The following is a 26489-nucleotide window of genomic DNA, read 5'->3' as shown; positions in this document are numbered from 1 at the left end:
TTTATGGTTTTTCTATTGACTGTATTTCCTTAAAATTCATAATGCCCAGCTAAGGGGGTGAATTTTACATAAAGGGTTGATTATCAGTATAAAAACGAATTGAGGTAGCTAGTAAGTTCCAGCGCGTAGCATCACTAGGGTACAAGCATTAATGGGCTCAATATTATGGTTTTGGCACAATTGGTACAACTCGGGATTTTCGGTGCCCGGGTTGAAAATTATTCGTTGAGGCTGTAAGCTTAGCAGGTAGTCGTACCACTCCGGTTGATGGGCGGGGCCAAGGTATAGAGTTACGGTGTCTATACTTTTTAGCGAAGGTTTCGTTCGTAAGTCAATAAATTCTACATCAGCTACAGAGCCCTGCTTAATACTAAGTGGAACAATAGGATGTCCGTATTCGGTGAGCATATGGGCGGCTAAGTAAGCGTAGCGCGCTGGGTTGGGGCTGGCACCTATAATAGCTGTTTTCTTTTTTTCAGACATGGATAGTTTAATTGTACGATTGCTTATTGTTTTTTTAGTCTACCGACGATAGTCCACAGTGGTCATTGGTTAATAGTCAACAGTCCATCGTCGATAGTCCACGGACACTGAGTTACAGGCGGCCGTCGTGCGAATTAGAAAGTTGAAGTGTTCAGGTGTTAAAGTGTTAGCGTAGTTTGATGTACGAGGTTTAGCTTTGCTCATTGTCTACTGCACAGTGTCCCATGCCAATTAATCATTATTCATCAGTCGTTATTCATTAAATTTCGGTCTCCTTTCCATATCACATTTTAAAAAACATATCCAATGGTGGTTCCTACATAAAATGGAACATAAAAGCGCGACTGATTGATCTGATCCATAATACCGTCGTACAGTGGCTGAGGCGAATATTGAGCGTTCATTAATCGGTAAGCCAATCCTACCCCTACGTATAAATCGAAGGTCAAACCTCGCCCAGATTTATCTTTAGGAGTTCGGGGCTGAATTAAATCCGGGTCTTTCATTAGTCGGGTTCCTAGCAACAATGAGTAAGAAAAAGATTGTTCTTTAGCAAGCAGTGTTGTTTGAGGGCTATTAATTGGCTGTCCTTCTACGTCTAGTTCGGCTACGTTGGCATAATGGTACAAATAATCTAGGCCAAGCTGATGACCAAAGTAAAACATGCCAGAGCGCGTATCATTATGATAGAATTTTTGCTTTACATTGACGAAAAAACCGCGTCGGTAGGGTGTGTTGTGATCGATATTTTCATCTAAAGAGAAGAACGGGTCGCGGAACAATCCAACTTCCAGTTCGTAACCTAATCGCTCTTGCAAATGGTACTCCAGGTTGATCGGAAGCCGATGCACTAGCAACGCTACCGGATTGATGCCCAGAATGAAATAACGCATTTCATTGATCTTAGGGGTAAAGTAGCGCAGGTTTTTTCTCTTTCGGAACAGGTAATCGGGATTGCGAACGGCTACTTTGGTAGAATCTTCCTTATCGGTTTTATCGGAAGGGCTTAGTGCTTGAAATGCAGGTTCATTGTTTTCGTATACACTTTGGTAGTAACCGGCCAATTGCCCATCTGGTTGGTAGAGCTCCCAGATACCTACTCGTTCTCCGTCTTCTACTGAACCTTTCATTTTTTTAGTGCCATCGCGGTAATAGCCTACGTACGTGCCTTTGCCATTGGTGAAGACTGCTTCCCCTTCTAAGCTATTATCTTCATAAAAATATTTCCACTTTCCCTGACGCATTCCGTTGCTGAGTTTTCCTTCTACCTTACGGGAACCGTCGGGATAAAACTCGCGGTATACTCCTTCGCCCCGGTTAAATATGGCCTCACCCTTAAAGTCGCCGTTGCTGTGGTAAAGCTTCCAGTAGCCTTCGCGCACTCCGTCACGCTCGGCACCTTCGGCACTGATGTTGCCGTTTTTGTAGTAGTACGTCCACTTGCCTACGGAAGAGCCTTCAATAAAATCGCCCACCGACGAGAGCTGACTATTTGGGTAGTAAAATTTCCAGGAGCCTTGCCGTTTTCCACGCTGATAGTGGCCCTCCGCCTGAACTTCTCCATTTTCGTAATAATGTTTCCACTGGCCTTGCCGCTGATTATCCACTTCTACGCCTTCCAATTTGGGTTCGCCCGATGTGTAGAACTCCTGATACTGCGTGGTATCACCTTGGTAGGTAGCCACTACTTTCACCGCGCCACCCTCGTAGTAATCTTTCCACAGCCCTACTTTTTTTCCTTCGGCAAACGTCCCTTCTCGCCTGAGTGAGCCATTCTCGTAGTAGAATTTCCAGACACCTTCCCGTTGCGTTCCGTTTACGACACCTTGCATCTCCAACCTTCCATTTTCGTAAAAATATTCCCACTTACCTTGGTTCCGGCCTTCTTTCAGTGTACCCCGCATTTTAGGCTGGCCGTTTTCGTAGAAGTATTTCCAGTAGCCATTGGGCTGGTTCTGCTCATAGGTTCCTTTGGTTTTTACTGAACCATCGTAGAAGTACTCCGTATAGTTACCATTCAGAACCGAAGTGTTGTCTTTATCTACTTGAAATGTTTCTTTAGGAATTTGCTCAGCTTGGTCGTAATACAGCGTTACGGTGTCTTGTGCTGAGCTTAGTGAGGAGAGTATCAGGTTCAGTACAATTAGTAAGATCCCCGCAAGAATAGTTGACCATTTCTTTCTCAAAGTACCAGGTAAATTGTACAGAAAATACTAGCAGAAAGCTACCGTGCTATTATTGAAACGCCAAAAATGGCAAAAAAATTGGTGAAACACTCAGGAAAAGCCGTTGGGAACCTACATCAATGCATTCGGTCGGAGCGAATTTCCAGGTTTTGGATGATATTGGCCTCAATTTCCAGAAATTCAGTCCATCGGGCTTTCACCACCTCTTCGGGCATATATTCTTTCGCTAGTTTGATAAACGTAACGTAATGCCCCGCTTCGGAAGCCATCAGGTCGTAGTAAAAAGCTTTCAGCTCTTCATCAGCTAGGTTTTTCCAGAGGATTTTAAAGCGTTCGCAGCTACGAGCTTCAATCATGGCGTTGATGAGTAGCTTATCCATCAGTTGTCGTTCAGTGGGTCCACCCTTGCGCTCGTGCTTGGCGAGCTTTACTACATATTCGTCGGTACGCGTTCTACCCAGCGTGAAGCCTCGCTTGCGGATTTGCTCCAGTACGCGCTGAAAATGTTCCCATTCTTCCGCCACAATTGGCGACAACACATCTACCAATTTCGGTCGGTCAGAAAATTGTACGATGAGCGAAATACAAGAAGAAGCTGCTTTTTGCTCGCAGTAGGCGTGATCTACCAAAATTTCTTCCAAGTTATCATCTGCCATTGCTACCCAGCGCGGATCAGTCGGCAGTTTTAGTTTCAGAATGGTATCTTTCTCGGCGATCATGGTTCAAATAACAACAGATTGGATAAGCAAATTTACGAAAAAACAAGTCGGCCATCAGCGACCGAACAATAATTGGTAGTGCCGACGAAGATAGCCTATATTTAAAGAACATTCTAAGGAACCGACTGTGATATATTTACAGATACCTGACCTGCACTATTTTTCGCTAAAGTAATATTGAGTCTACCGCTGGGTTCGCTACTGAGTGAAGTCCAGAAAAACAATATTATCATCCCTGAAATTGAAAAAGAAGCTATTTGTCGTTCGGCAAATAGCTTCTTTTCTTTTTGAACACCGTATTTTTGTAAACCCACGACCAAGTAGGTAAGTTAGTGTTACAGATTACTAGCGAATTTGTGATCGTTTTTTTAGCCGACTATTGTAACTATTAGATACCTACATTGGCAAACTATCCATTATCCACTATCAACTTTCAACTAATACTATGTTAGCCAAAGACCGTGTTTCTTCCTCTATTGCTACCAGTGATTTTATTAGTCGCGACTTAAGCTGGATGAAGTTTAACTACCGCGTACTAGACCAGGTAAAAAAGCCCTCCCGAAAAATTTTTGAGAAGCTAAAGTTTCTAGCTATTACCTCTTCTAACCTCGATGAATTTTTTATGATCCGGGTAGGTAGCCTCTACAATTATATTGACTACGGCAAAGAGCGCGTCGACTACTCTGGGCTGCGCGAAAAACCGTTTCGTAAAAAACTGCTCCAGGAAGCTCAGCAGTTTTTTCAAGAACAAAACCGCTACTATACGGAGAACTTAGTGCCTCAGTTTGAGCAAAATCATTTCAGCATTGTAAAAGACCTGGCTAGGCTATCAGATAAACAGCGAAAACAGTTAGAAGAGTATTTCAATCTCACCATCTACCCAATGCTTACTCCGATGACTTATGATAGTTATCATGCGTTCCCAACGCTAATGAATAAGCTACTGGTGTTTGGAGTAGTAACGCGCGAACCTGACACTAAAAAGGATAATAAAAAACTATCTTTCGTACAAATTCCTCAAAACCTGCCCCGCTTTTACGAATTTGATGATGATGATTACGTCACTTTCGTACCGATTGAAGAGGTGGTTCGCACCTACATTCATCGCCTGTTTCGTAATATTACCATTCAGTCGGTTAACCTGTTTCGGATTACCCGTAACGGTGACTTTACCCTAGATGAAAGCGATGACTTAGAATCTTCGTTTGTGGAGGAAGTTAGGCGGAAGCTAAAGACCCGTAAAACGGGGCGAGTGGTGCGGATTGAAACCGAGAGCGGGTACAGTAGCTGGATGATGCGACAGCTTATTAACCGCTGGAATATTGATAAAGATAATTTATTTGAAGTAGAACCCGGCGGCCTACTGGACTTCACTTCGCTTTGGCAGATTGTGAAGCATCACGATTTTCGTAACCGAGTGCCAAAAACTCCGGCGCCGGTTCCTCCGGTAACCTACCCTGAAATGGGGAATGAAGACATTTTTGAAGTACTGAAGCATCGCGATATTCTGCTGCACCACCCCTACAACGATATTGAGCCGTTGCTGGATTTGATTGAAAAATCAGCCGAAGACCCAAATGTATTAGCAATTAAACTGACGATCTATCGCCTAGCCTCCGAGTCAAGAATTACTGCTGCTTTGTTGAAGGCGGCTGAGAATGGAAAACACGTATCTGTGCTGTTTGAGCTAAAAGCTCGGTTCGATGAAGAGAATAATATGCGAGAAGCCCAACGGCTACATAAAGCGGGGTGTTTTGTCATTTATGGGGTAAGTAGCATTAAAACGCATACCAAGCTGCTACTCATTGTGCGGAAAGACGGTAAACAAGTGACGCGCTATGTGCATATGTCGAGTGGAAATTATAATGAGCAAACCGCTAAACTGTATACTGACTTAGGGCTACTCAGCACCAACGAAGTGTACGCCCACGATGTATCCGAGTTTTTTAATGTAATTACCGGGCATTCTTCTCCTACTGATTATCAGTACTTAATTACGGCCCCTCGCGATATGCGGGAACAGCTAATTTCACTGATTCGCCAAGAGGCTGAGAACGCCAAAAAAGAATTGCCTTCAGGAATTGCCATTAAAATTAATTCGCTGGAAGATCGTGAAATCATCAGCGAATTATACAGTGCCTCTCAAATGGGAGTGCCGATTCAGCTAATTGTACGGGGCATTTGCTGTATTCGGCCAGGCCGGCCGGGTTTGAGTGAAAATATTACGGTTCGGTCTATTGTGGGGGATTTTCTGGAACACTCCCGGATTTACTATTTCCACAATAATGATGAACCAAAGGTATACAGTGGCAGTGCCGATGTAATGGTTCGTAGCTTTGACCGCCGATTAGAATCGCTATTTTTGGCGGCTGATCCAACCGTGAAAAAGCAAGCGATGAATATTATCTCGTACAATTTGCGCGATAATATGAACACCTATCTGATGCAGGAGGATGGTAGCTATCAGTTAATAAAGCGAGGGAAGAGTGCGCCTTTCGATATTCACAAAGAATTCTTTAGGGTAACGCTCGACGAGCTTGAGAGCGTAAAGCTATTTTAGTTTTTTATTCGTTACCCCAGCCTTCGGCTTAGGGCAGTTCTCCCGCGGCAAGCGAATACAAAAAGTAATGTGTCCACCCCCCGGTTCAATTGTAATATCTCCGCCCATGCGGCGGGCCGCGTAGCGAGCAGCATAAAAACCTAGTCCGTGATCGTCCGGTTTAATACTGCTGCGATGAAACATTTTAAATAAATGGTCTATCATATCATCAGGCAGCCCCAAACCAAATTCTTTCAGGCAGATTACATAATGACTAGCTGTTTCTTGATACTCCACAAAAATCTCTGCTAACGTATGAGGGCTAGACTGACGAAAACGATGGGCATTAGTGATGATTCTTTCGATAATGGTGGTTAGCAAAAAAGTATCAACTTGCACGGTAGTGCCATTTAGCGTAGAAGCGCGCAAGTGTGCCTGAATGCTTTCTGGGGTATGCGGCTGTTTTATTTGATACTCTTTAAAGAAGGAACTTAACGTAACCGCTTGTATATCAATTTCATGGTTATGAATTATGGATATTTGCAGTAGCTTTTCTAGCATAGCCTGCATTGACTCAGCCACTTGCTTAACTTGGTTAAAATATGCCGGAGCATTCTGTTGTTGCCCTTCCAGCATGGCTACATTGCATACGCCTCGTATAGTAGCAATAGGGCCCAGAAAGTTATGATAGGCTTTGTAGAGGAAAATCTCAATATCCTGATTCGCCAGTTTCAATTCTTGGTAGAGTTTAATCATAGATGCTGCCTGATTAGCCTCGTCGATCGTCAATACTTCTTCGGCAGAAGAGGGCAATAAATCTTCCAGCTTCTTTCCGTCATTTTTATCATTCCGCTCAGGCGAGCGTACCCAATAAATGCTCCCTTCTTTCAAATAACAGTAGCGCAGCCAAAGCACCGCTATTGCGCCCCCTAAAATTACTAAAGATACTATCCAGTAAGAATTTAACATAGAGTAGATAGCAATGCCAAAAATAGCGATCACTCCTCCACTAAAGGGAGAAAAAAATGAGAGCCACATATTTTTGTTTGTGAAAAAACTGATAAAAATACTTGTCCTCATGGTGTGTTTAAGAAATTATTTTTTTTATTTAACACTGCTACACAGTTAATCTTAAGATAGCATCAGTACAAACTTGATAAATTACAGTAGGTATCGGCCATTTATTCGGTAAGCCGATCATCATGCCGGATATATTGGCAAAAACGCTCGGTAAGTTACCGGAACACAACAGCACCTATGAAACGCCTAGCAATTCTGATAGTGATTATTACATTACCGGTAATAACCTACTATCAGTATCAGAAATATCGTCGCTTCCACCCTCCTGTTGAGTATAGCTATACTACTAACGATAGTATTGATGTGTACTATTACGACCCAGCAGTGCTCCAACATTACTATAAAAATGTATACGAAATAGGTGCTTTTGCTCGCCAAATGTGGTACAATAAGCAAATTGATGTGCGCTTTCCCGATGAGAATGATACCGAAGCTATGCCCGCTGCCCGCTACTACCAGCAACTGTTACAAACTACGGCTTATCTGGAGGGGCGATTGATCCGCTCTCAGCAACTTAAGCAGGCTGGATTTACCAATCAAAACATTAAAGTGATGGAAGCAGAAGGGCTAAGTCCGTTATCGTTCTATCTTACCAAGCATCAATCGCTCATTGGGCTAGCCCGAGGTGAAAAAAATGCTTCGGTTTGGCAACTTCAGAAGCTACTTCGTAAGCATGATCACGATATTCCGCTCGATGGCATCTTTAATAAGATCACCGAACAAGCCCTACAAGATTTTCAGCAGAGTCAGGATTTGTACCCCTCCGGTCAAGTAGACGAATATTCGCTGAGGAAACTATTAGACCAATAAAATAGGTATTACCTGTAAGTTATTAACTACCAAAACTATGAGTGATAATAAAAAGCCAACTGCTCCACCTAAAGCTGCCGACCCAAAAATTGAGGCAATCAAGGATATTATCTTCGGCGATACCATCCAGGAAATAGAGCAAGAATTTAGCGACCTTATGGCGCTTATTGAGAAGCATAAAGCTACGGCCGACCAGCAAATGACTCAAATGAGAACCACGATGGATGAGCTGGCCAAAGAATTACGCCACGAATTGGATGAACACGCCAACTCGCTGAAAGAAGAAATGACCCAGAAGTTTAGCCAACTTCAAAACAGTTCGGCTGATCGCTCTTCGCTAGGAAAGATGCTGGAAGAAATTGGCAAGAAGCTACAAGCGTAGCAAAAAAACAGTCTGCCAATTCGGGAATTGCATCCTAAAATTTGTATTTTATTGCTAAGCTCATTCTGACTAATGTCTGCTCCTCATGAATTCTTCCGAAGAAGCTATAGAATCTGAAAAAACGTTTGAACACCTGCGAAAGCTATTGTTGGAAGATGAGCAGCGAGAACACAAACAGTTGACGCAGCAAGTAGTAGAACTGCGAGAAGACATCAACACCCGCCAGCGGCTTCAGCAAAAGGTAGACCCCATTATTGATGACAAACTGACTTACCTCCGCGAGCATTTCCCCGAGTTATTTGGCTCAGTGCTCACTCGGGCTATTAAACGCCAAATTCAAGAATCGCGTGGTGAGGTGATTGATGCACTCTACCCCATCATGGGTAAACTGATAAAAAAATACATTGTGGTAGAGTTGAATGTGCTGTCGGAGAAGATTGACCAACAGCTCGACCAAGCTTTTTCGTGGGATATGTGGAAACGCCGGCTGAGAGCCTGGGTTACCGGACAGTCCTTAGGAAAGGAAATTATTGCCCAGACAATGCAGCCCACCATTCAAGAGGTATTTATTATTGAGCAGCACTCCAGTGTGCTACTAGGTAGCTACTCTCACCAAAACATTATGGATCGGGATATGATTGCCGGTATGATGACTGCCCTGCGTGGCTTTGCTAAAGAGGCATTTGCCAAGGAGCACCAAGACTTACAAACTGTTGAGTACGAAACCTACAAAATTCTGCTAAAAAACTTCCAGACGTTCTACGTGGCCGTTACCGTATCGGGGGTTATTAATGAAGCATTTAAACAGCACGCTGATGATTTGATTCTGGATTTTGTCCATAAAGTAGTCAATGCTACTCCCGATGCTAAGAATAATAATGATTACCTGTCGGAACCCCTTCGGCTGTATTTTTCCCAGACTGGCTCATGACGGTTAGCAAGAAAGTGATATTGCTGGGGCATTATGGAGTGGGCAAAAGCTCGCTCACCCGCCGGTTTGTCCATCAAAAGTTCTCCGATCAGTACAATACCACCATTGGCGTAAATATTGAGAAAAAGGTAGTAGCCCTACCTACTTGCGAAGTGTCTATGATTATTTGGGACATTGCTGGGGAGTCTTCTCACCAGAAAGTACCCCAATCGTATAAACTGGGAGCCCACGGAATCATCTACGTAGTAGACCTCACTCGTCCCAATACCTATGAAAAGCTAGATACCGAAATAGCCAACCTGCAAAAGTACGTATCCAACGTGCCAACGCTGGTAATTGGCAACAAAAAGGACTTGTTCACCGAAAAGGAGCGAAGCGATATAGTAAATCAGCTACCTTTACCTCCATTCGCGCTATCTAGTGCTAAAACCGGCGAAAACGTGAATGCGATTTTTACTGAACTAGCCAAGAGAATGGTATGAATGACAATGATTCTATTGTACAGGAAAAGCTGGCTTATTTCCACCAACGCTCCCAGTATGTAGTCTTTAACCGACAAGGACAAGTACAAGACTCGTGTCATACTTTATTCGAAATCCCTCTTTCTGGGTCGCTGTACGATCGAGTTCCATTCCTGGAGGCTATGCAAGAAACTTTTCATCAGCTTCCGGTAGGGGAAGATATTAGCTTTCTGTGCATCAGAACCAACCTAATAGGGCGGGAAGGTTATTTCAACCTACACATCAAACGGCGAACCGACGACCGCTGGATGTGGTTTATTTACGATCTTACTGAGTTTTATTCTTATCTCCAACCTTGGCAGCAGGAGCGAAACGACCAAGCTATTGCCGGAGAGTACTTACGCATTCAGCAAAAGGCAGCAGCACTGGAGAAAGAGTTACTTCAGTACCGAAACGAAGAACTCCACCGCATAGAGCAAATGAAAACGGCTTTCTTTTCTCAGGTTAGCCACGAGATGCGAACCCCTTTGAACAGTATTGTTGGTTTAGCGCATCTGCTAAGCCAACAGGCAACTCCTGCTATGCAAGCACCATCTCAGGCTCTGGAAGCTACCGCTCATCATTTGGCTAATATCATTAATGATGTACTGGACTGGTCTAAACTGGAAAACAACACCATTGAAATAGATACTGCTCCGTTTCTGGTAGAGCCAACGGTGCGTAATGTAGTAGAAGCTTTCCGCCCTACCTGTCAGGAGAAAGGGGTAAACTTAACCCTCACCATAGCGAGTGAAGTTCCCGAATGTTTGATAGGTGACGCTACCCGACTAAGCCAAATACTGTATAACTTACTGGGCAACGCTACCAAATTCACTCACCAGGGGGCAATTACAGTTTCCATAAATCTCGCCGAAGGCAAGCCCAAAGGAGAATTGGTACACCTTCGGTTCTCAGTAGCTGATACCGGCATTGGCATGACCAGGCAAGAACAACAACGAATTGCCAACCCCTACGTGCAAGCCAATGCTAAAATTCACCAGGAATACGGTGGCACCGGGCTGGGGCTGAGTATTGTAAAGAAGATCATTGAGCGCGTAGACGGCACCTGGAATATTAGCAGTCGCCCCCAACAGGGAACCACTGTTACCATAGAACTACCGCTTTCTGTGGGAAAAATGCCCGATGTCAAGCCGGAGCCGAGCTCTCCATCGTTTCACCATATCCATAAGGTATTAGTAGCCGAAGACGACCTAATCAATCAGAAAGTGGTGCGTCGGCTACTGTTGCAGTGGGGGTTGCACCCTACCGTAGTAGATGATGGGAAACAGGCACTTGAGCATCTTCGGAGAGGCGGTTATGACCTGCTCATTTTAGATTATCAGATGCCGAAAATGGACGGTGCGGAGGTCTTGACGGCTATGCAGAACGAGCAGTTGGCAACACCAACCATTGTGTTATCGGGAAATGCTAGCTCCCATATGCTACCCTTTTGTGCCGATGACCTATTTCATCTCCTAACCAAACCGGTGCTCCCGCATCTGCTTCAGGAGAAAATAACCTTCTTAGATGGGCAAGTAGGCCGTCCGTTAGTAAACTTGAATTATCTTCGACAGATTAGTGATAACCAACTTGCGTTGATGATTGATCTGGTAAATACGTTTGCCCAGCAAGCACCCTTAGCCGTTAACAAAATAAAGCGCGCTTGGCACAACAATAACCGCTCGCAACTTCATCGGGCAATCCATAAAGCAAAACCGGGCTTTCAGTATGTAGGGGCAGCTACCATTGAGCGATTGTTGGATCAATTAGAAGCAGAAAGTGAGTTACCCAACCGAGAAGAATACGAACGTATGGTGCAACAGTTGGAAGAGAAAACAGCGCAAGCTATTTTGCAGCTACAGCAAGAGGTTCATCAGTGGCAAGAAGAACAAAAAAATAGCTAATTCCTCTAAAATTACGTACATTACTAGTATACGCCGATCAACCTAATTAGAATTATGAGCGTGGAGAAGAAACTAAGCTGCGTAGTAGTAGATGATGATGCAATGACGCTGAAAATTATTGAGTCATTGGTGAAAAAGACTAAGAGTTTAGCGTGGAAAGGCTCCTTCCAAGATCCGGTAGAGGCAGCCAATTATCTTCAGCAACAGCCCATCGACCTACTGTTTGTAGATGTAGAGATGCCCGATATGTCAGGCTTAGAACTTATTAAAACCCTTTCATTTAAGCCTCAGATTATTGTAATCAGTAGTAAAAAAGAATACGCACTAGATGCTTTTGAGCACGAGGTAACTGACTATTTGCTCAAACCTGTGGCGAACTACGCGCGCTTTCTGCAAGCCGTGCAACGAGCCAAGGCCAAACATAAACCACAAACCACAGCTCCACTCTCTCTGGCTTCCTCTGAGCATATCTACCTTAAAATTGATTCTCTACTGGTAAAATTTGACCTGAAAGATATTCACTGGGTTGAAGCCTACGGCGATTATGTGCGGATAAAAACTCCTCAGAAGCTGTATACTGTATACGCTACACTCAAATCAGTAGAAGATACTCTGCCCAAAACCCAGTTCCTTCGGGTGCACCGTTCGTTCATTATTCGGGTTGATAAGATTATGAATATCGACCAGGGTAATTTGCAGATCGCTGATAAGATTATTCCCATCAGTCAGTCGTACCGAAAAAAACTAATGGAATCGATCACTACACTTTAGCATAATGTTAGTGCTGTAGTGTTATTGTTCGTGGTGTTAGCGTGCTACGGCATTCTTGTTTTGAGCGACCGAGTGACATCTCGTTGCCCAGCTTAGAATACTCAGTCTAGTAAACTTGAGCACTTAGCACTAAAACACCTCAGCACCATAATACTATTCCTGCTATATTTACCGCATGAAAGTGATTGAACACATTGCGAAGGCTACCGATACGCTATTTACCATTGAGATTTTACCACCTAAAAAGGGAGAAGACATTCAAACCCTGTTTAGCCATATTGACTCGCTGATGGAGTTTAAGCCGGCCTTCATTGACGTGACGTACCACCGCGAAGAACACGTATACAAAGAAATGGGCGATGGCATGTTGAAAAAGTACGTGACCCGTAAACGTCCGGGTACCGTAGGCATTTGTGCGGCCATTCAAAATCGCTATAACGTAGATACTGTGCCCCACGTAATTTGCGGAGGGTTCTCTCAAGAAGATACCGAAAATATGCTAATTGATCTGGACTTTTTAGGTATTCAGAATGTGTTGGTGCTGCGGGGCGACCCAGTAAAAAGTGAGTCAGGCTTTGTTCCCCATCCGGAAGGCCACTGCTACGCTAATGAATTGATTGAGCAGATTGCCGGAATGAATCAGGGTAAGTACTTGTACGATGAGGGTTCGGCTACACCTACTAACTTTTGTATTGGTGCTGCCGGTTATCCCGAAAAGCACTTCGAGTCGCCCAACTTGGGTACCGATTTACAGTATTTGAAAAATAAGGTAGAGGCCGGGGCAGAATTCATCGTCACTCAAATGTTTTTCGACAACCAAGTGTATTTCAATTTTGTTGAATTGTGTCGTGCCAATGGTATTGATGTGCCCATTATCCCCGGATTAAAACCGCTAGTAACTATCAAGCACCTTACTGCACTACCTAAGTACTTCTTCCTGGATATTCCTGAAGCTTTACGGAAAGAAGTGGCAAAATGTAAAGACAACAAGCAAGCTCGCGAAGTAGGTATTGAATGGTGCGTACAGCAGTGCCAGGAATTGAAAGCCGCTGGAGTGCCCTGTTTGCATTTTTATACCATGAGCAAGTCGGAGATGGTACGCCGGGTAGCCGAGCAGGTATTTTAAAAAGATACTCTATTTTCCGGTGATTTAGTCAATTATTCTTACTATTTTTCTCTTTGTTTGGTATAATTTTCTAGTTAGCAATTTCATTGCTGTGTTAACGTAATCTTCCTCCTTTCCTTTAATTTGGTAGTAACTCTTCCATCTACTCGCTGGCTATCAGGTACTATCTGGCAGCTTAATATCTAAAGTAAATTTCGTAAGTGCTTGATTTTCAGTGTAGCTATTATTGATGACATAGCATTTCATCAACATTGATGACAACTGTATATCTATATTGACCTTAACTTTGACGCATACATTAGTTATAAACTCAAAAGTCAAAGTAATGATCAAATTTTCTAATCTTATTTGCACTGTTGTTACCGCTCTTATTTTCGCCTCGTGCGCTGGTGAGGACGAAGAAGGGGTAAATCCCAATGAGCAATCAGAAACTGTTTTATTATCAGACATATCTAGAGGGGAAGGTAAAGTAGCCATATCGGGACATGAAACGTTTGTCGTTGATGCTTTCGCAGTAAGTTCCAATCTAAGCGCAACAATCAATGGCAATTCGTACGAAGTATATCGCTTATCAGTTACTTCTACTTTTGATGACCCCAATGATCAGCGCTCCGTTTCTCTTAGCTTTTATATTCCGGTTTCTGAAGGACGGTTTAGCCCACCTAACGGAACTTTTACGGCTACTACCGAGGGGGCTGCATTAGAAGAAACCTACGTAGAAATTTTCGTGACAGGTAAAGATGATGCTTACAACTCTTTCTCCAACACTACGGGTACCGTTACTGTATCTAATTCTGCGGAGGAAGAGACGTTCCCTTATCGTTTTGATGTAGAGTTTGATGTTGAGAATTTAAAGTCATTTGACGATTTGGTAGTTGATGCTCAAGGGGCTTTTAAATGGGGACTTTAGAGGATCATAATAATTATAGACAAAGCCATCGGGGTATGCTGGCACCAGAGTCTCGGCAGCTTTTTACTAAATATTCAACCATGAAATTTATGCAAAAAGTTTCTTTCTCTATCTTTCTTGTAATGCTGGGAGCCTGTGAACCTGAGGAAGGAGAACCAGTGCCCATCATAGATCCAGTAGTAGTTACCGCAAATAACTTTACAACAACCATTGCCGAAAACCCAACCGATGGGCTAAGCTTAGGTACTGTGAATGCTTTTGCTAGTGATAGCTCACAACTTATTTACAGTATATCCTCTCAGAGTGTAGCAGACGCAATACTGATTGAACCAAGTACAGGAGAAATTAGTGTAGGGAATACCGAGGCTTATGATTATGAAATCAATACGATGATTACCGCTACATACACTGCCACTAGTGATACCATCTCTGCTGAAGGTAGCATAGAAGTAATGTTAACTGATGTAGAAGAAGCTGATATTGAGAGTGGATTCGTAACGGTCTGGCGTACTACCACGGCTAATGAGAGTATAGAGATTCCGGTAGATACTACGTTCAGCTATAATTATAGGGTTGATTGGGGCGACAGTAATGTAAGCACCAACCAGGCCGGAAATTCCACCCATACATACGACACACCTGGGGTGTATACCGTAACGATCACCGGTGATTTTCCAGCTATTTTCTTTAAGGCCTTTGGTTTTGACCCTTTTGTCGGTATTCCTGAACAGCTTCAGATAGAATCGATAGAGCAGTGGGGTACTATCGAGTGGCAAACCATGAACGGGGCGTTTTTTGGCTGTGAAAACATAAGCTATAATGCATCAGACACACCGGACTTAACGTTGGTAACTGATCTTTCGGATATGTTCAATAATGCTAAGCGCTTCAATGGTGCTATTGGAAACTGGGATGTGAGCAACATAACCACCATGGAAGCAATGTTTTCTAATGCTGATTCTTTCAACCAGCCACTGAATGACTGGGATGTGAGCAATGTGACGAATATGGCGTTTCTTTTCTTTTCTGCCGATGCGTTTGATCAGTCGCTAGATCAGTGGGATGTGAGCCAAGTCACCACCATGGAGAGTATGTTTTTAGGAAGTGCTTTTAATCAGTCCGTAACAGATTGGGATGTTAGCAATGTAACTAATATGGTAGCCATGTTTGCAGCTAACGATTTTTTTAATCAATCTCTGAATGATTGGGATGTAAGTAGTTTGGTTTTGGCTACCGGTATGTTTAGAGATACCGAAGTTTTCAACCAACCCATGGATCGGTGGAATGTCAGTAATGTTACTGATATGCGCGAGATGTTTTCTAACGCTAAAGCGTTTAACCAACCCCTGGATGGGTGGAATGTAGGCAACGTGGAAAATATGAACAGAATGTTCGTACAGACACCTACTTTTAACAGAACTCTCGAAAGTTGGAAAGTAAGCAACGTTAAAGATATGACAGAGATGTTTAACGAAGCGACCGCTTTTAATCAAGACCTCAGCGGTTGGGATATTAATGCTGTTGAAAGCTGTTCCCGATTTGGATTTGATTCTGGGCTGACAGCAAATAATCTACCAAATTTTACGAACTGCACATTTTAGAAATACTAGGGCATGTTGACATTTCCCCAAAAACTTTAGAAGAATGAACAATCATTTCTATAAGATGCTCTGCTCGATATTTCTGGTTATATTTTTATTCAATACTACTGATGCGTGGTGTCAGAAGGAAGTAACCGAATTACGGTTTGTTGGATATCAGAATCAATATCCGGTTTTCATACTGAAGAAAGGCAATGGCGGAGAAGCGGAGATGATGGAAAACGCAGAAGCAGTTGAGGAAGTATCCGAAGTCATGGAAGAAGCTGAAGCATTTAGTGAAGTTTCATCTTCAAGCGTAAGTTTATTGCGGCTCAGTAGTACGGGTAAAACTGAGCAACTGCCAACTATCGAAGGGATTGATGACGTGCTTTGCTATGCTGACGGAAAGTTAGTAGGCATTTCTCAGTATGGCGTAGAAGTAGTGGTAGACGGTACTTTCATTGATTTACAATTTCAGGAGGAATACTTCGATGATAGTGATTTCAGAAGCAAACTGCTGGAAATGGCTGAGAGATTCAATGTCACTAATATAACCTTCTCGCCCGACAGTGAGCAGTTGCATTATCCGGTATACAGTAGGCTAAAAATAAGAAGCTATAACTTCGCAAAAGCGTCATTCTCCGAAATAGATCTTTCTAAGATTAATGACTACGGTGGGTCTATTCTAATGCCTGTAGAAACAACGGATTACGTTTACTTTCTAGCTATCTCGAGGGGCTCGTATGAGTTGTTTCAAATGAATAAAAATACGGGTGAGATAAAAAAAGCCCCGTTTATGCTGGGGAAGCGAGGGTATTCTAGTATGAAGAGCCACCCCACCAGAGATCAGGTATTATTCATTTACGATAATGTGCCCCTAGCCTACAGTTTTGGACTCAATAAATTTCAAAAACTGGAAATCTCGAAAACCTCGGTGGCTCGAAAAGATCAGATAGCTTCTGATTTCGATAAGATTTATTATGCGCGTGATCAGAAAGAATGGATGTATGCTACTCTTGATAACGAACAGCTCGTTGCAAAGCCCCTAGAAATAAGTAACGAGGACGTCTCATTCAATTTGGAATGGTCGGAGATTGAGGAATTGCTAGAGCAAGAAAGAATGAAAAACCTTTCACCTGAGGAAGAGCTTACAATGAATTTGAAAAGGCTAGCTCAACTACCCCGGCCACTTTCTAACGATATGAAAGCAGAAATTAATAATATGCTTTTACAATTTGACGAAAAATACCGTGCCCAAGCATCTGAGGCGAAAGTGAAGAAAGCTTTGGTTACCTCCCGAATAATAAGATTGGACACTTCGCTGGTTACCAACGATGTGGTAGCATCTAGTAAAGAACATCTTATTGATTTAGTAAAGCGCGAGCAGCTTGACTATAATCCGATGCTGGGATTACAATTGATAGGTCGGGTTGCTACGGTGCAGCCTCCGGTACATTCAGCGCGGGTAGCGGTTTTAGAAGCCCTAGTCAACGATCACCTAGAAGAAAACGAGATTAGCTCAGCAGAAGCACTTGACGCCTCTGGGCTGGGTTTATTGTTACTGGCACTTAAAGCCAATGGTCAGTACGAAGAAGCTATACGATATACCCAACAGATACTAGGGTACATTGAGCGGAACAGTATGGCCTACGGAAAGCTTGAAGCATACGAAAGCCTAATTTACTTACAAGTAAGCGCAGGCCAATACCAGAATGCGCTGGAGTCAATTAATACGTACCAGGCGGAACTTAACCCAAACTCGGGAAATTATCCGGAGAAGCATATTGAGGCAGAAATCAAGAAAGCACACGCGTACGCAGGCATGAAAAATTTTGATCGAGCTTTCGAGATTTTGGAAGCACAAAGCCAACGTATCAAAGAATCAGAGGAAGAAATATTTGGGTCAGAAACCAAGTTATGGTTAGGCTTCTCATTGCGCTACGCGCATACAGAAATCCACTTTAAGCAAGATTCGAGACAAAAGGGCAAGCAACTAACGAATCTTTTAACCTATACATCTAACAACGCAGCTAGTTTCCAATATCAACAAATGTATGCTGAAACAGTAAAGCTTTTATATGAAATTGGGGAAGTAGACCGAGCTAAAGAATTACCTATACCGTAGATATAAGTATCTACACGAGTGTTCTAAAGTGGTAATAAATCTGAGCGCTAGTTACGTAGCTCACTTAAAGCTCAAAATACTTTTTAGTGGCTTCCGTGCGGTTTTTTACTTCCAGTTTCGTGTAAATTCTGCGGCAATAAGTAGCGATGGTACTGGCTGACAGATGAAGTTCGTCCGCTATTTCTTTATCAGTTTTGCCCGCTATGAGTTTTTGAATTACTTCGTTCTCTCGTTGGCTAAGTGTACTTAGCGTTTTTGTAGTTGATGAGGACTCAAAAATGGCTGAATATCTGATTGACATGAAAAGTATTGCAGAATATACGATGATGAAAATTATCGGGGCTAAAATAAGTTCAACGCTTGTTCGGTCTAATAGAAAATAACCTACCTGTAATACAACCAATACGGTCACTACCACGATAACCGACATCCTAATGAAATATTTAATGCCTTTTTTGGTATTTGCAGTATCGTTTTGGAGCAGATAGAGAGCTTGTCCTACGTGCAATAGCTGTATTACGGGATAGGTAATTGATAAAATATTATCACGTTTGAAAGTCAACAATAGCTCGTTCACCCCAAAGCTATCGCTTAGATAAAATCTGATACCAATAGCTACAATGTACAGAAAAACCAGGTAGGTAAATAGATTAACCCAACTCAAAAAATTGAATGGTCTATTTAATTGTAGGTGAACCAGATAGTTAATCAAGGGGCCGATTAATCTCAGCAAAATGTACACTAATAACAAGTATAGGGGTACGTAACGGAGTAAGTCATACAATACCAGCAGTTGTCTAATTTCCGCAAACACCGGAATAAGTAGTAATACGACCATTATATGGAATCCATTCGGCCGCTTATGGTAATTACCAGCTATAACAGCAGCACTAACTACGATCAATAGAAAAAGGGCGGCAAAATTTAATGCTAAGGGGACAAGCACTGATTATCCTTTAAAGTTACAACTTATTGTCTACGCGAAAATATTCGCCGCACACTAGTCTTCATTATTAGAATTAATACGGTGCTTTCTCTAAAGGTAAACAAAAAAGTTGCCTATAAACATATTTTTCTGGAGGTGTGCAATGGAGAATTATACCGGAGCTGGTTTAGACTAGGTGATTTGTAACAAAAAAAGCAGATAATATCTACGCTTCAACCACCACAGTTTCCGCAATCTTATCGTGGGTGGTTTGGCGGTTCCGATCCCAGAAGCACTGGAAGAAACCGTAGAGTAGAAAGGCTGCCGAGGAGGTGTAGCCCGTGGCCCGCTCTAGGCTTGACCAGAACGAAAATGGCTTACCACTGATTTTGGCAGCTTTAATATGTAGCAACCGTTTACCAGGCGTTTGTCCGTCCCACTGCCAGGTGAATAGCCCAAAGTACAGAAACGCGCCTAGAAACCGTATTAGCAGGTCAAAGGCAGTATTCAAACTACTGATAGGCTGAAAAACCGACGAAAAAATTTGATTGGCTCGTTCGGCTACTGCCCCGTATTGCTCGGGATTAATCAACTCCACGAGCCAGCTAACCGACCATCCTAAGGCCAGCACAATTGGCAAATACATTAGAATGTAGAGATAAATAACCATGTAGCGAGTGAAGCGACGCCGGACTTTCACATCTATTTCGTAGGAAGCGATTTGCCGATCGGCCAGTAACATACTTCGTTTCATGAGCCGTTGCCCCTTCCGTAACGATTTTTTCACCCTTCCGCGAATAAGCCAGAAGATCAGTGCCAAAGGCAGCATAAGTGCCATCATCTCAGTACACAAAATAATAATAACCCAATCGAGGGCAAAGGCTATCGTTCGGCGGGAAAAGGAAGCCAGTCGAGTCGATTGAAGTTCGTCATCCACTTGAAGCGAATGAATTTCTATTTTTTTAGGTTTGAGGCTAGATTCAATAGGCATAGTACAGCAAATATACAACCGATGACATTTTTTTACATCTCTTTACCGGAAGATGACACCCAATAGCTGGATTCTCGCCTTCTTGAAAGCTGTGTAAAAATTCCTATAAGCAGTTGATTAAGCACCGGGCTCTCAGTCAAGGTGCTTTCTTATTTTCTGTTAGTCAGGATAGATATACCTACCAAAGAATCTTCGCGTTCAGCACCGAGCTATTTTATTAAACTACAGCAATTTAGTAGAATCACCGCTTATTTTCTATCACAAATTACGTAACTTCCAGGTTTATAATGTATAGGCAGTCTTACATTTGCCGATAGTTCGTTTATTCTACCTGATTTATGAGAAATTTACGTTGGCTACTAAGCTTGCTTGGGCTATTATTTTGCTACTCAGCCTTTGCCCAAGATGAAATCTACTCCGTTAATGACGTGCGTGACGACCGTCCTGAACGCTACCTGTTTACCAACGCTACCGTAGTGGTTGATTATCAAACTACTTTACAAAACGCCTCTCTGTTGATTGAAGATGGCTTTATTGAAGCAGTAGGTAACAACATAACTGCTCCGGCTGGCACTCGCACCATTAATTTACAGGAAAAATACATCTACCCCAGCTTTGTTGATCTGTACAGCCACTACGGCTTATCTGAGGTTCAGAAATCATCAGGTTTTAGATGGGGAGTTGCTGAAAAGTTAGGCCCTCAAACCAAAGGCCCCTTTAGCCAGAACGATGCCATTAAATCTCAGTACAGTGCTGCCGATGACTTTACACTGAATGAAGAGCAAGCCCAGGTTTACCGCGAACTAGGCTTTGGTACAGTACTAACCAATAAGCAAGATGGAATTGCCCGGGGTTCTTCCGCTCTAGTAACCCTAACCAATGTAACTGCCAACGAAGCCCTTATCATGCCTGAGGCAGCATCTCACTATTCCTTTGCGAAAGGAAGCTCTACGCAGTACTACCCTATCTCCAAAATGGGTTTCATTGCCCTACTACGGCAGACTTACCTAAATGCCGATTGGTATCAATCTGAGAATAACGAAGATTACGTAGACCAATCGCTAGAAGCTTGGATTGACTTGCAAAACCTACCGCAAATATTTGATGCTCCCGGCTGGGTGCAAATTCTTCGGGCCGATAAGCTCGGCGATGAGTTTGGTCAGCAATACATTATTCGCGGTAATGGTGACGAGTACCAGCGGTTAGCAGAAGTAAAAGCTACGAATGCTCCGCTCATTGTTCCGGTGAACTTCCCTGATGCTTACGATGTAGATGATCCCTACGATGCCGAAAATGTGGACTTGGCTGATATGATGCACTGGGAACTGGCTCCTGCTAACTTAGGCATGTTGGCCCAGGAAGGCATTTTGTTTGCCATCACGAGTGAAGGGACTAAAGACGGCAAGACATTTCTCAAGAACCTACGAAAAGCCGTTCAGTACGGACTACCGGAAGATGCAGCCCTGCGAGCACTTACTGCCACCCCGTCTGAGCTAGTCCGAGCCGACGGTCAACTGGGAAGCTTGCAGGCAGGAGCGATCGCGAATTTTATTATCACTTCGGATAATATCTTTAACGAGGGTGCGCTGATTTACGAAAATTGGGTTCAGGGAAAAGCATTTATCATCAACGAAATGGATGCGAATGATTTGCGGGGCGAGTACATTTTGGCGGTAGGCGATGAAAGCTATCCGCTCCAAGTAAGTGGCCAGCCGGGCAAGCTCAAATTCCAGATTGTACCCGATGATACTACCAAGATTGACGTTACCTCCGACGTAACCCAAGAAACCATTACCTTGGCGTTCGCCCCCAACGCTACCCAAAGCGAGCGCATTCGCCTATCGGGTTGGATTGAAGGACAAAAACTGCAAGGACGGGGCAAGCTACCCGACGGAGAATGGGTATCCTGGGAAGCTACCTACCAAGCTGCCTTGGAAGAAACCGGCGAAGAAGCTGCCGGTAACAAAACCATTTCCCTTGATGACCTATCCGAAATTGTCTATCCGTTTTTGCCCTACGGCAACCAGCAGCGCGTTCCCGAGGCCGAAACGTACCTAATCCAAAATGCTACCGTCTGGACCAACGAAGATCAAGGAATTTTAGAGAGCTCGGATGTGCTGGTGCGCGATGGGAAGATTGTAGAAGTCGGTCAAAATCTTTCGGCGAACGGGGCTACGGTGATTGACGGTAGTGGCAAGCACCTGACCAGTGGCATTATTGATGAGCACTCCCACATTGCCCTGTCTAGCGTGAACGATGTAGCAACTAACTCCGCCATGGTACGCATGAAAGATGTAGTTGAATCCGATGATATTAATATCTACCGTCAGTTGGCCGGTGGGGTGACGGCATCGCAACTGCTGCACGGCTCGGCTAACCCTATTGGTGGACAGTCGGCTTTAGTGAAAATGCGCTGGGGTTCTTCGCCGCAGGAAATGCTGATTGAAGGAGCTGACGAGCATATCAAATTTGCCTTGGGCGAGAACGTAAAACGCTCGAGCAACAATAGTTCTATCCGCTACCCCCAAACCCGCATGGGCGTAGAGCAAGTGTACCTAGATGCTTTTACCCGGGCGAGAGAGTATGACCAAGCTTGGCAGGAATATGAAATTCTATCATCCAAAGAAAAAGCCAATACCCCCGCTCCCCGTCGCGACTTAGCCCTGGAAGCCTTAGCTGAAATTCTGAATAGCGAACGCTTTATTACCTGCCACTCCTACGTCCAGTCTGAAATCAATATGCTGATGCACGTAGCCGATCAGTTTGACTTTGATGTAAACACCTTCACTCATATTCTGGAAGGGTACAAAGTAGCCGATAAAATGGCCGAGCACGGTGCGGGTGGTTCTACCTTTGCCGATTGGTGGGCCTATAAATTTGAAGTACGCTACGCCATTCCGTACAATCCTACGCTGATGGATATGGCCGGAGTAACGGTAGCCATTAACTCCGATGATGCCGAAATGGCTCGTCGGTTGAATCAGGAAGCCGCCAAATCGGTAAAGTACGGTGGCATGTCCGAAGAAGATGCCTGGAAAATGGTGACTCTCAATCCGGCTAAACTGCTTCACTTAGACGATCGCATGGGTAGCATCAAAGTAGGTAAAGATGCCGACTTAGTACTCTGGACCGATAACCCACTTTCTATCTACGCTCGAGCGGAGAAGACAATGGTAGATGGAAAGATTTACTACGATGTAGAAATCAATGAAGAGAAAATCACGTGGGTAGCAGAACAACGGACCCGGCTAGTGCAGAAGATGCAAGACGCCAAGAAGAACGGAGCTTCTACTCAAGCTGCCAGCCGTACCCTTAATCAACTCTTCCACTGCGAAGACATCGGCTTCGGCCATACTGAACATATTCACTAATGAGGCAGATATTGCTATTCTTCTGCATAATCTCGGCGGGTTCGCTACTAGGGCAGAGTCGCCCGGATGGCCTGCTTGAAGTAGTAGGCTACGGACGAGTACTTACTTCACCCGATATAGGTGTTGTTCGCGTTTCTATAAAGGAAATAGAACTTGGCTATGGTCAAGCGATCGATTCTCTGATAGCCAAAGAACAGGCAATCGTTGATGTATTTCAATCACTAGATTACTCACCCGATAAAATAAAAACCCTAGAATTTAATGCTGGTACTAATACATCGTGGCGACGAGGTGAGCAGTACGATAGTGGCTTTGTAGCGTTTCAAACATTATCCGTGGAATTTACTAACGATCGGAAAGAGATTGCTAAGTTCATTAATGCTTTTTCTAGAAATCAAGTCGAGGCGCAGGTGAGCTTCAGTTTTCAGCTTTCAAGCACTCTAAGGCAGACGCTTAGAGAAAAGGCAATTGCCGATGCTATTAATGATGCTCACTCTAAAGCTAAAATCATTGCTCAGCAGAACAATGTAAATATAGGCTCCATACGAAAGATTACATACGGAAATGTCCCTACTACATCATCATCCTCGGATTATGTTTATGAAGAATTGATGGAGATTCCGGCTACTGAGCAGCCGTCTATATCCTCCCAAGGATTCTCAGTGCAAGATGTAGTAGTTACCGACCGGGTTTTAATCATTTATGAATTAGAAGAAAAAAAATCTTAATACGATTGGCAGTGCTGGTACATTAACACGTAAACGCCCTAACACATACAAGAAATTATGAAATACTTTATAGCAACTCTTTCTCTTTCGCTCGTTAGCCTAACCATTCAGGCGCAGGTACCATCCCCGGGTGAGCCACAGTCGCAACCTATCATATTAGCGGGGGCTACTATTCACGTAGGAAACGGTGAGGTAATTGAAAACGGAGCTGTGGCTTTTCGTGATGGAAAAATTGAGACCGTAGCAGAAGCAAGCACTATGGACGATATGGATTTGTCTGAATATCAGGTAGTTTCAGCCGAAGGGCAACATATTTATCCCGGCTTTATTCTTCCCAATACTACGGTAGGTTTAAAGGAAATCGGTGCGGTGAGGGCCACGATAGATGAAGCCGAACAAGGCACGCTAAATCCTAATGTCCGGGCTGTAATCTCCTACAACACTGATTCGGAAATTATTCCTACCCTGCGTTTTAATGGAATCTTACTAGCCCAAACTACTCCGCAGAGTGGTATCATTCCCGGTACTTCATCCGTGATGCAACTGGATGCTTGGAACTGGGAAGATGCTGTAGTACAGCCCGACGATGCTCTGCACTTCAACTGGCCCGGTCGGTTCCGGCAGGAATTTGATTTTGCCACGTTCACGGTAAAGCGGGTAAAGAATGAAAAGTATAGTGAGCAACGCCGGATGCTGGAAGAATTATTCGCCGATGCTTCGACCTACCTCGAGTTAAATCAGCCATCCGAGCCTAATCTCAAGCTAGAAGCACTAATGGGCTTGTTTGATGGTTCCAAAGCCTTGCACATTCACGCTGATGAGGCAAAGCAGATTATTGAAGCAATCCGCTTTGCCGAAGACCGGGGCGTACAGCGCATTGTACTGGTAAGTAGTGGCGATGCCCTGCTAGTAGCTGATTTCCTGAAAGCCCGGGATATTCCGGTGATCGTGAAAAATGTTCACGTGCTACCCAACCGCCCGGATGATGCCGTGAACGTACCCTACGAGCTACCTTCGCGCTTGCTGGAAGCCGGACTCACCGTAGGCTTGGGGTACGAACGAGGTATGAACGCCAGTGCCCGGAATCTTCCGTTCTTGGCCGGAAGTGCGGTAGCCCACGGAGCCAGCAAAGAAGAAGCACTGCAACTTATTACCCAAAACAATGCCCAAATTCTGGGCATCGGCGACCGCTACGGCACGCTGGAGGAAGGGAAAAGTGCTACTTTATTCGTCTCCGAAGGGGATGCCTTAGATATGCGGACTAACCAGATTACGCAAGCGTTTATCGACGGAAGGGAAGTCACTCTTCCCGCTCTGCAACAACGGCTATACGAAAAGTACCGCACTAAGTACGAAGATGAACCCTTAGTTCAAGAAGGAGAAAAGCGCGATGTAGGGAATGAGTAGCTTGGTTAAAAAGGCTTATTATATCTTTATCTTCCAGAAAAAAATTCTGCTACCGGCTATCATTATTTCAGTGTTGCTGGGGTTTATTGGGCATAGTATGAATGGAAAGCCGATTAGTACTAATACCGGGCTTGCTTATTTGTTTATCCTTCCGCTGTTCCAGTTTTTTGTCTACGAGCTTAGGTACGCTCACGAATATTATTTTTACTACAATCTGGGCATTAGTAAACTAGCGTTGTGGGTCGCTTGCATTGCCCAGGCACTTGTCTTCAACCTAGTCACCTCATTACTGTGAGCGAGCTACGCGCTGACAGCATTATCAAAAGCTTTGGCATCAAACAAGTTCTGACTGACGTATTTGTCTCTTGTAAAACAGGAGAAATAGTTGGTTTACTGGGGCGTAATGGCTCGGGCAAGTCTACTTTGCTAAAGATAATTTTTGGCTCTCTCTCGGCAGACAGTAAAATGGTGAAAGTAGATCATAAAATTATCCGTAAAGTATCAGATAGCCATCGGTATATTAATTATCTGCCTCAGGATGGTTACCTACCCAGTCATCTGAAAATTGCTAACATCATTAACATAGTTTGTGAACCAACTCAGGCAGAAATAGTCAAAAGCCACCGATTGGTCGTGCCTCTTCTCAACAAGACAAGCAAACAACTTTCAGGAGGTGAGCGCAGAGTTTTAGAGATTTTACTCATTGTCTATAGTTACAGCAAATTTTCCCTGCTAGATGAACCATTTAACGGAATAGCTCCGATATACAAGGATGAGATAAAAGACATAATACAAGAGCAAAGTAAGGAAAAAGGGTTCATCATTACGGATCACGATTACCGAAACGTATTGGATATTGCAACTAAGGTTATTCTGATTCATGATGGTGGTACTAGAGTTATGAAAGATACGAATGAACTAGCAGAATGGGGATACTTACCCAAGTAGTATCTTATAATCGGGAGCGAAGAAAAAATTTTTGTAACACCAGTCAGCTTCTCGCATCTAATCCAAAAGTATG

Annotated in this window: 22 protein-coding genes; 16 read left to right on the top strand and 6 right to left on the bottom strand. The window is 43.7% G+C overall.

Annotated features, from left to right (window positions below; all coding sequences use genetic code 11):
• Nucleotides 1-108 precede the first annotated feature (108 nt).
• From P0M28_RS07285 to P0M28_RS07275, 3 genes are all read right to left on the bottom strand, one after another.
• Nucleotides 109-483 (bottom strand): CoA-binding protein, encoded by a 375-nt coding sequence (locus P0M28_RS07285; RefSeq protein WP_302209055.1) that lies wholly within the window; start codon nucleotides 481-483, stop codon nucleotides 109-111.
• Between the two features lie 290 nt (nucleotides 484-773).
• Complete coding sequence (locus P0M28_RS07280; protein WP_302209054.1) at nucleotides 774-2669, bottom strand: toxin-antitoxin system YwqK family antitoxin; 1896 nt, start codon at nucleotides 2667-2669, stop codon at nucleotides 774-776.
• 116 nt (nucleotides 2670-2785) lie between these two features.
• Nucleotides 2786-3388 (bottom strand): MiaE family protein, encoded by a 603-nt coding sequence (locus tag P0M28_RS07275; RefSeq protein ID WP_302209052.1) that lies wholly within the window; start codon nucleotides 3386-3388, stop codon nucleotides 2786-2788.
• A gap of 445 nt (nucleotides 3389-3833) precedes the next feature.
• Between P0M28_RS07275 and ppk1 the strand changes: the two genes are divergently transcribed.
• A complete protein-coding gene (gene ppk1 / locus P0M28_RS07270; RefSeq protein WP_302209051.1) occupies nucleotides 3834-5948 on the top strand; it encodes a polyphosphate kinase 1 in 2115 nt (704 codons plus the stop codon).
• Here the strand turns inward: ppk1 and P0M28_RS07265 are convergent.
• Complete coding sequence (locus tag P0M28_RS07265; protein WP_302209049.1) at nucleotides 5940-6965, bottom strand: sensor histidine kinase; 1026 nt, start codon at nucleotides 6963-6965, stop codon at nucleotides 5940-5942. The genes ppk1 and P0M28_RS07265 overlap by 9 nt on opposite strands.
• Before the next feature lie 219 nt (nucleotides 6966-7184).
• Between P0M28_RS07265 and P0M28_RS07260 the strand changes: the two genes are divergently transcribed.
• The 10 genes from P0M28_RS07260 to P0M28_RS07215 all read left to right on the top strand — a co-directional run bounded on the left by P0M28_RS07260 (nucleotide 7185) and on the right by P0M28_RS07215 (nucleotide 18046).
• A complete protein-coding gene (locus tag P0M28_RS07260) occupies nucleotides 7185-7817 on the top strand; it encodes a peptidoglycan-binding domain-containing protein (protein WP_302209048.1) in 633 nt (210 codons plus the stop codon).
• A 37-nt stretch (nucleotides 7818-7854) separates the two neighbouring features.
• Nucleotides 7855-8199, top strand: a complete 345-nt coding sequence (locus P0M28_RS07255; RefSeq protein ID WP_302209047.1) for a hypothetical protein — start codon at nucleotides 7855-7857, stop codon at nucleotides 8197-8199.
• A gap of 85 nt (nucleotides 8200-8284) precedes the next feature.
• The gene (locus tag P0M28_RS07250; RefSeq protein WP_302209046.1) at nucleotides 8285-9130 is read left to right on the top strand and encodes a hypothetical protein; all 846 of its coding nucleotides are present in this window, start codon (nucleotides 8285-8287) and stop codon (nucleotides 9128-9130) included.
• Complete coding sequence (locus P0M28_RS07245) at nucleotides 9127-9612, top strand: Rab family GTPase (protein WP_302209044.1); 486 nt, start codon at nucleotides 9127-9129, stop codon at nucleotides 9610-9612. Before P0M28_RS07250 ends, P0M28_RS07245 begins: the two co-directional genes overlap by 4 nt.
• Nucleotides 9609-11534 (top strand): hybrid sensor histidine kinase/response regulator, encoded by a 1926-nt coding sequence (locus P0M28_RS07240; protein WP_302209043.1) that lies wholly within the window; start codon nucleotides 9609-9611, stop codon nucleotides 11532-11534. Before P0M28_RS07245 ends, P0M28_RS07240 begins: the two co-directional genes overlap by 4 nt.
• 54 nt (nucleotides 11535-11588) lie before the next feature.
• A complete protein-coding gene (locus P0M28_RS07235; RefSeq protein ID WP_302209042.1) occupies nucleotides 11589-12305 on the top strand; it encodes a LytR/AlgR family response regulator transcription factor in 717 nt (238 codons plus the stop codon).
• A gap of 175 nt (nucleotides 12306-12480) precedes the next feature.
• Nucleotides 12481-13431, top strand: a complete 951-nt coding sequence (gene metF / locus P0M28_RS07230; RefSeq protein ID WP_302209040.1) for a methylenetetrahydrofolate reductase [NAD(P)H] — start codon at nucleotides 12481-12483, stop codon at nucleotides 13429-13431.
• A 325-nt stretch (nucleotides 13432-13756) separates the two neighbouring features.
• A complete protein-coding gene (locus P0M28_RS07225; RefSeq protein ID WP_302209039.1) occupies nucleotides 13757-14341 on the top strand; it encodes a hypothetical protein in 585 nt (194 codons plus the stop codon).
• Nucleotides 14342-14430: 89 nt separating this feature from the next.
• Entirely contained in the window at nucleotides 14431-15942 is a 1512-nt protein-coding gene (locus tag P0M28_RS07220) for a BspA family leucine-rich repeat surface protein (protein ID WP_302209038.1), read from the top strand.
• A 43-nt stretch (nucleotides 15943-15985) separates the two neighbouring features.
• Nucleotides 15986-18046 carry a hypothetical protein gene (locus P0M28_RS07215; protein WP_302209037.1) on the top strand — a complete coding sequence of 687 codons (2061 nt, stop codon included), beginning with the start codon at nucleotides 15986-15988 and terminating at the stop codon, nucleotides 18044-18046.
• A 64-nt stretch (nucleotides 18047-18110) separates the two neighbouring features.
• Here P0M28_RS07215 and P0M28_RS07210 read toward each other — a convergent pair whose 3' ends face one another.
• Nucleotides 18111-18710 (bottom strand): response regulator transcription factor, encoded by a 600-nt coding sequence (locus P0M28_RS07210; protein ID WP_302209036.1) that lies wholly within the window; start codon nucleotides 18708-18710, stop codon nucleotides 18111-18113.
• A 487-nt stretch (nucleotides 18711-19197) separates the two neighbouring features.
• A complete protein-coding gene (locus tag P0M28_RS07205; RefSeq protein WP_302209035.1) occupies nucleotides 19198-19962 on the bottom strand; it encodes an RDD family protein in 765 nt (254 codons plus the stop codon).
• 338 nt (nucleotides 19963-20300) lie between these two features.
• Here P0M28_RS07205 and P0M28_RS07200 point away from each other — a divergent pair, with 338 nt between their 5' ends.
• From P0M28_RS07200 to P0M28_RS07180, 5 genes are read left to right on the top strand one after another with little or no spacing between them, the layout of a single operon-like run.
• Nucleotides 20301-23333, top strand: coding sequence for an amidohydrolase family protein (locus P0M28_RS07200; protein WP_302209034.1), 3033 nt, complete (start codon nucleotides 20301-20303; stop codon nucleotides 23331-23333).
• On the top strand, nucleotides 23333-24061 hold the full coding sequence (locus P0M28_RS07195) for an SIMPL domain-containing protein (RefSeq protein ID WP_302209033.1): 729 nt from the start codon (nucleotides 23333-23335) through the stop codon (nucleotides 24059-24061). The genes P0M28_RS07200 and P0M28_RS07195 overlap by 1 nt, the downstream gene beginning before the upstream one ends.
• Before the next feature lie 57 nt (nucleotides 24062-24118).
• A complete protein-coding gene (locus P0M28_RS07190) occupies nucleotides 24119-25468 on the top strand; it encodes an amidohydrolase family protein (protein ID WP_302209032.1) in 1350 nt (449 codons plus the stop codon).
• Nucleotides 25461-25763 (top strand): hypothetical protein, encoded by a 303-nt coding sequence (locus tag P0M28_RS07185; RefSeq protein ID WP_302209031.1) that lies wholly within the window; start codon nucleotides 25461-25463, stop codon nucleotides 25761-25763. Before P0M28_RS07190 ends, P0M28_RS07185 begins: the two co-directional genes overlap by 8 nt.
• On the top strand, nucleotides 25760-26416 hold the full coding sequence (locus P0M28_RS07180) for an ATP-binding cassette domain-containing protein (RefSeq protein ID WP_302209030.1): 657 nt from the start codon (nucleotides 25760-25762) through the stop codon (nucleotides 26414-26416). Before P0M28_RS07185 ends, P0M28_RS07180 begins: the two co-directional genes overlap by 4 nt.
• The last annotated feature ends 73 nt before the right edge of the window (nucleotides 26417-26489 follow it).

It is taken from the genome of Tunicatimonas pelagia (assembly GCF_030506325.1).
GTDB classification, from domain to species: domain Bacteria; phylum Bacteroidota; class Bacteroidia; order Cytophagales; family Cyclobacteriaceae; genus Tunicatimonas; species Tunicatimonas pelagia.
Note: the sequence above shows the minus strand (reverse complement) of the source record. Positions and strands in the feature narration are given on the sequence as shown.

Coding starts and splice junctions, on each gene's coding strand:
- P0M28_RS07285 (WP_302209055.1), bottom strand. CDS start 483: ATGTCTGAAAAAAAGAAAACAGCTATTATAGGTGCCAGCCCCAACCCA.
- P0M28_RS07275 (WP_302209052.1), bottom strand. CDS start 3,388: ATGATCGCCGAGAAAGATACCATTCTGAAACTAAAACTGCCGACTGAT.
- ppk1 (WP_302209051.1), top strand. CDS start 3,834: ATGTTAGCCAAAGACCGTGTTTCTTCCTCTATTGCTACCAGTGATTTT.
- P0M28_RS07265 (WP_302209049.1), bottom strand. CDS start 6,965: ATGTGGCTCTCATTTTTTTCTCCCTTTAGTGGAGGAGTGATCGCTATT.
- P0M28_RS07260 (WP_302209048.1), top strand. CDS start 7,185: ATGAAACGCCTAGCAATTCTGATAGTGATTATTACATTACCGGTAATA.
- P0M28_RS07255 (WP_302209047.1), top strand. CDS start 7,855: ATGAGTGATAATAAAAAGCCAACTGCTCCACCTAAAGCTGCCGACCCA.
- P0M28_RS07250 (WP_302209046.1), top strand. CDS start 8,285: ATGAATTCTTCCGAAGAAGCTATAGAATCTGAAAAAACGTTTGAACAC.
- P0M28_RS07245 (WP_302209044.1), top strand. CDS start 9,127: ATGACGGTTAGCAAGAAAGTGATATTGCTGGGGCATTATGGAGTGGGC.
- P0M28_RS07240 (WP_302209043.1), top strand. CDS start 9,609: ATGAATGACAATGATTCTATTGTACAGGAAAAGCTGGCTTATTTCCAC.
- P0M28_RS07235 (WP_302209042.1), top strand. CDS start 11,589: ATGAGCGTGGAGAAGAAACTAAGCTGCGTAGTAGTAGATGATGATGCA.
- metF (WP_302209040.1), top strand. CDS start 12,481: ATGAAAGTGATTGAACACATTGCGAAGGCTACCGATACGCTATTTACC.
- P0M28_RS07225 (WP_302209039.1), top strand. CDS start 13,757: ATGATCAAATTTTCTAATCTTATTTGCACTGTTGTTACCGCTCTTATT.
- P0M28_RS07220 (WP_302209038.1), top strand. CDS start 14,431: ATGCAAAAAGTTTCTTTCTCTATCTTTCTTGTAATGCTGGGAGCCTGT.
- P0M28_RS07215 (WP_302209037.1), top strand. CDS start 15,986: ATGAACAATCATTTCTATAAGATGCTCTGCTCGATATTTCTGGTTATA.
- P0M28_RS07205 (WP_302209035.1), bottom strand. CDS start 19,962: ATGCCTATTGAATCTAGCCTCAAACCTAAAAAAATAGAAATTCATTCG.
- P0M28_RS07200 (WP_302209034.1), top strand. CDS start 20,301: ATGAGAAATTTACGTTGGCTACTAAGCTTGCTTGGGCTATTATTTTGC.
- P0M28_RS07195 (WP_302209033.1), top strand. CDS start 23,333: ATGAGGCAGATATTGCTATTCTTCTGCATAATCTCGGCGGGTTCGCTA.
- P0M28_RS07190 (WP_302209032.1), top strand. CDS start 24,119: ATGAAATACTTTATAGCAACTCTTTCTCTTTCGCTCGTTAGCCTAACC.
- P0M28_RS07185 (WP_302209031.1), top strand. CDS start 25,461: ATGAGTAGCTTGGTTAAAAAGGCTTATTATATCTTTATCTTCCAGAAA.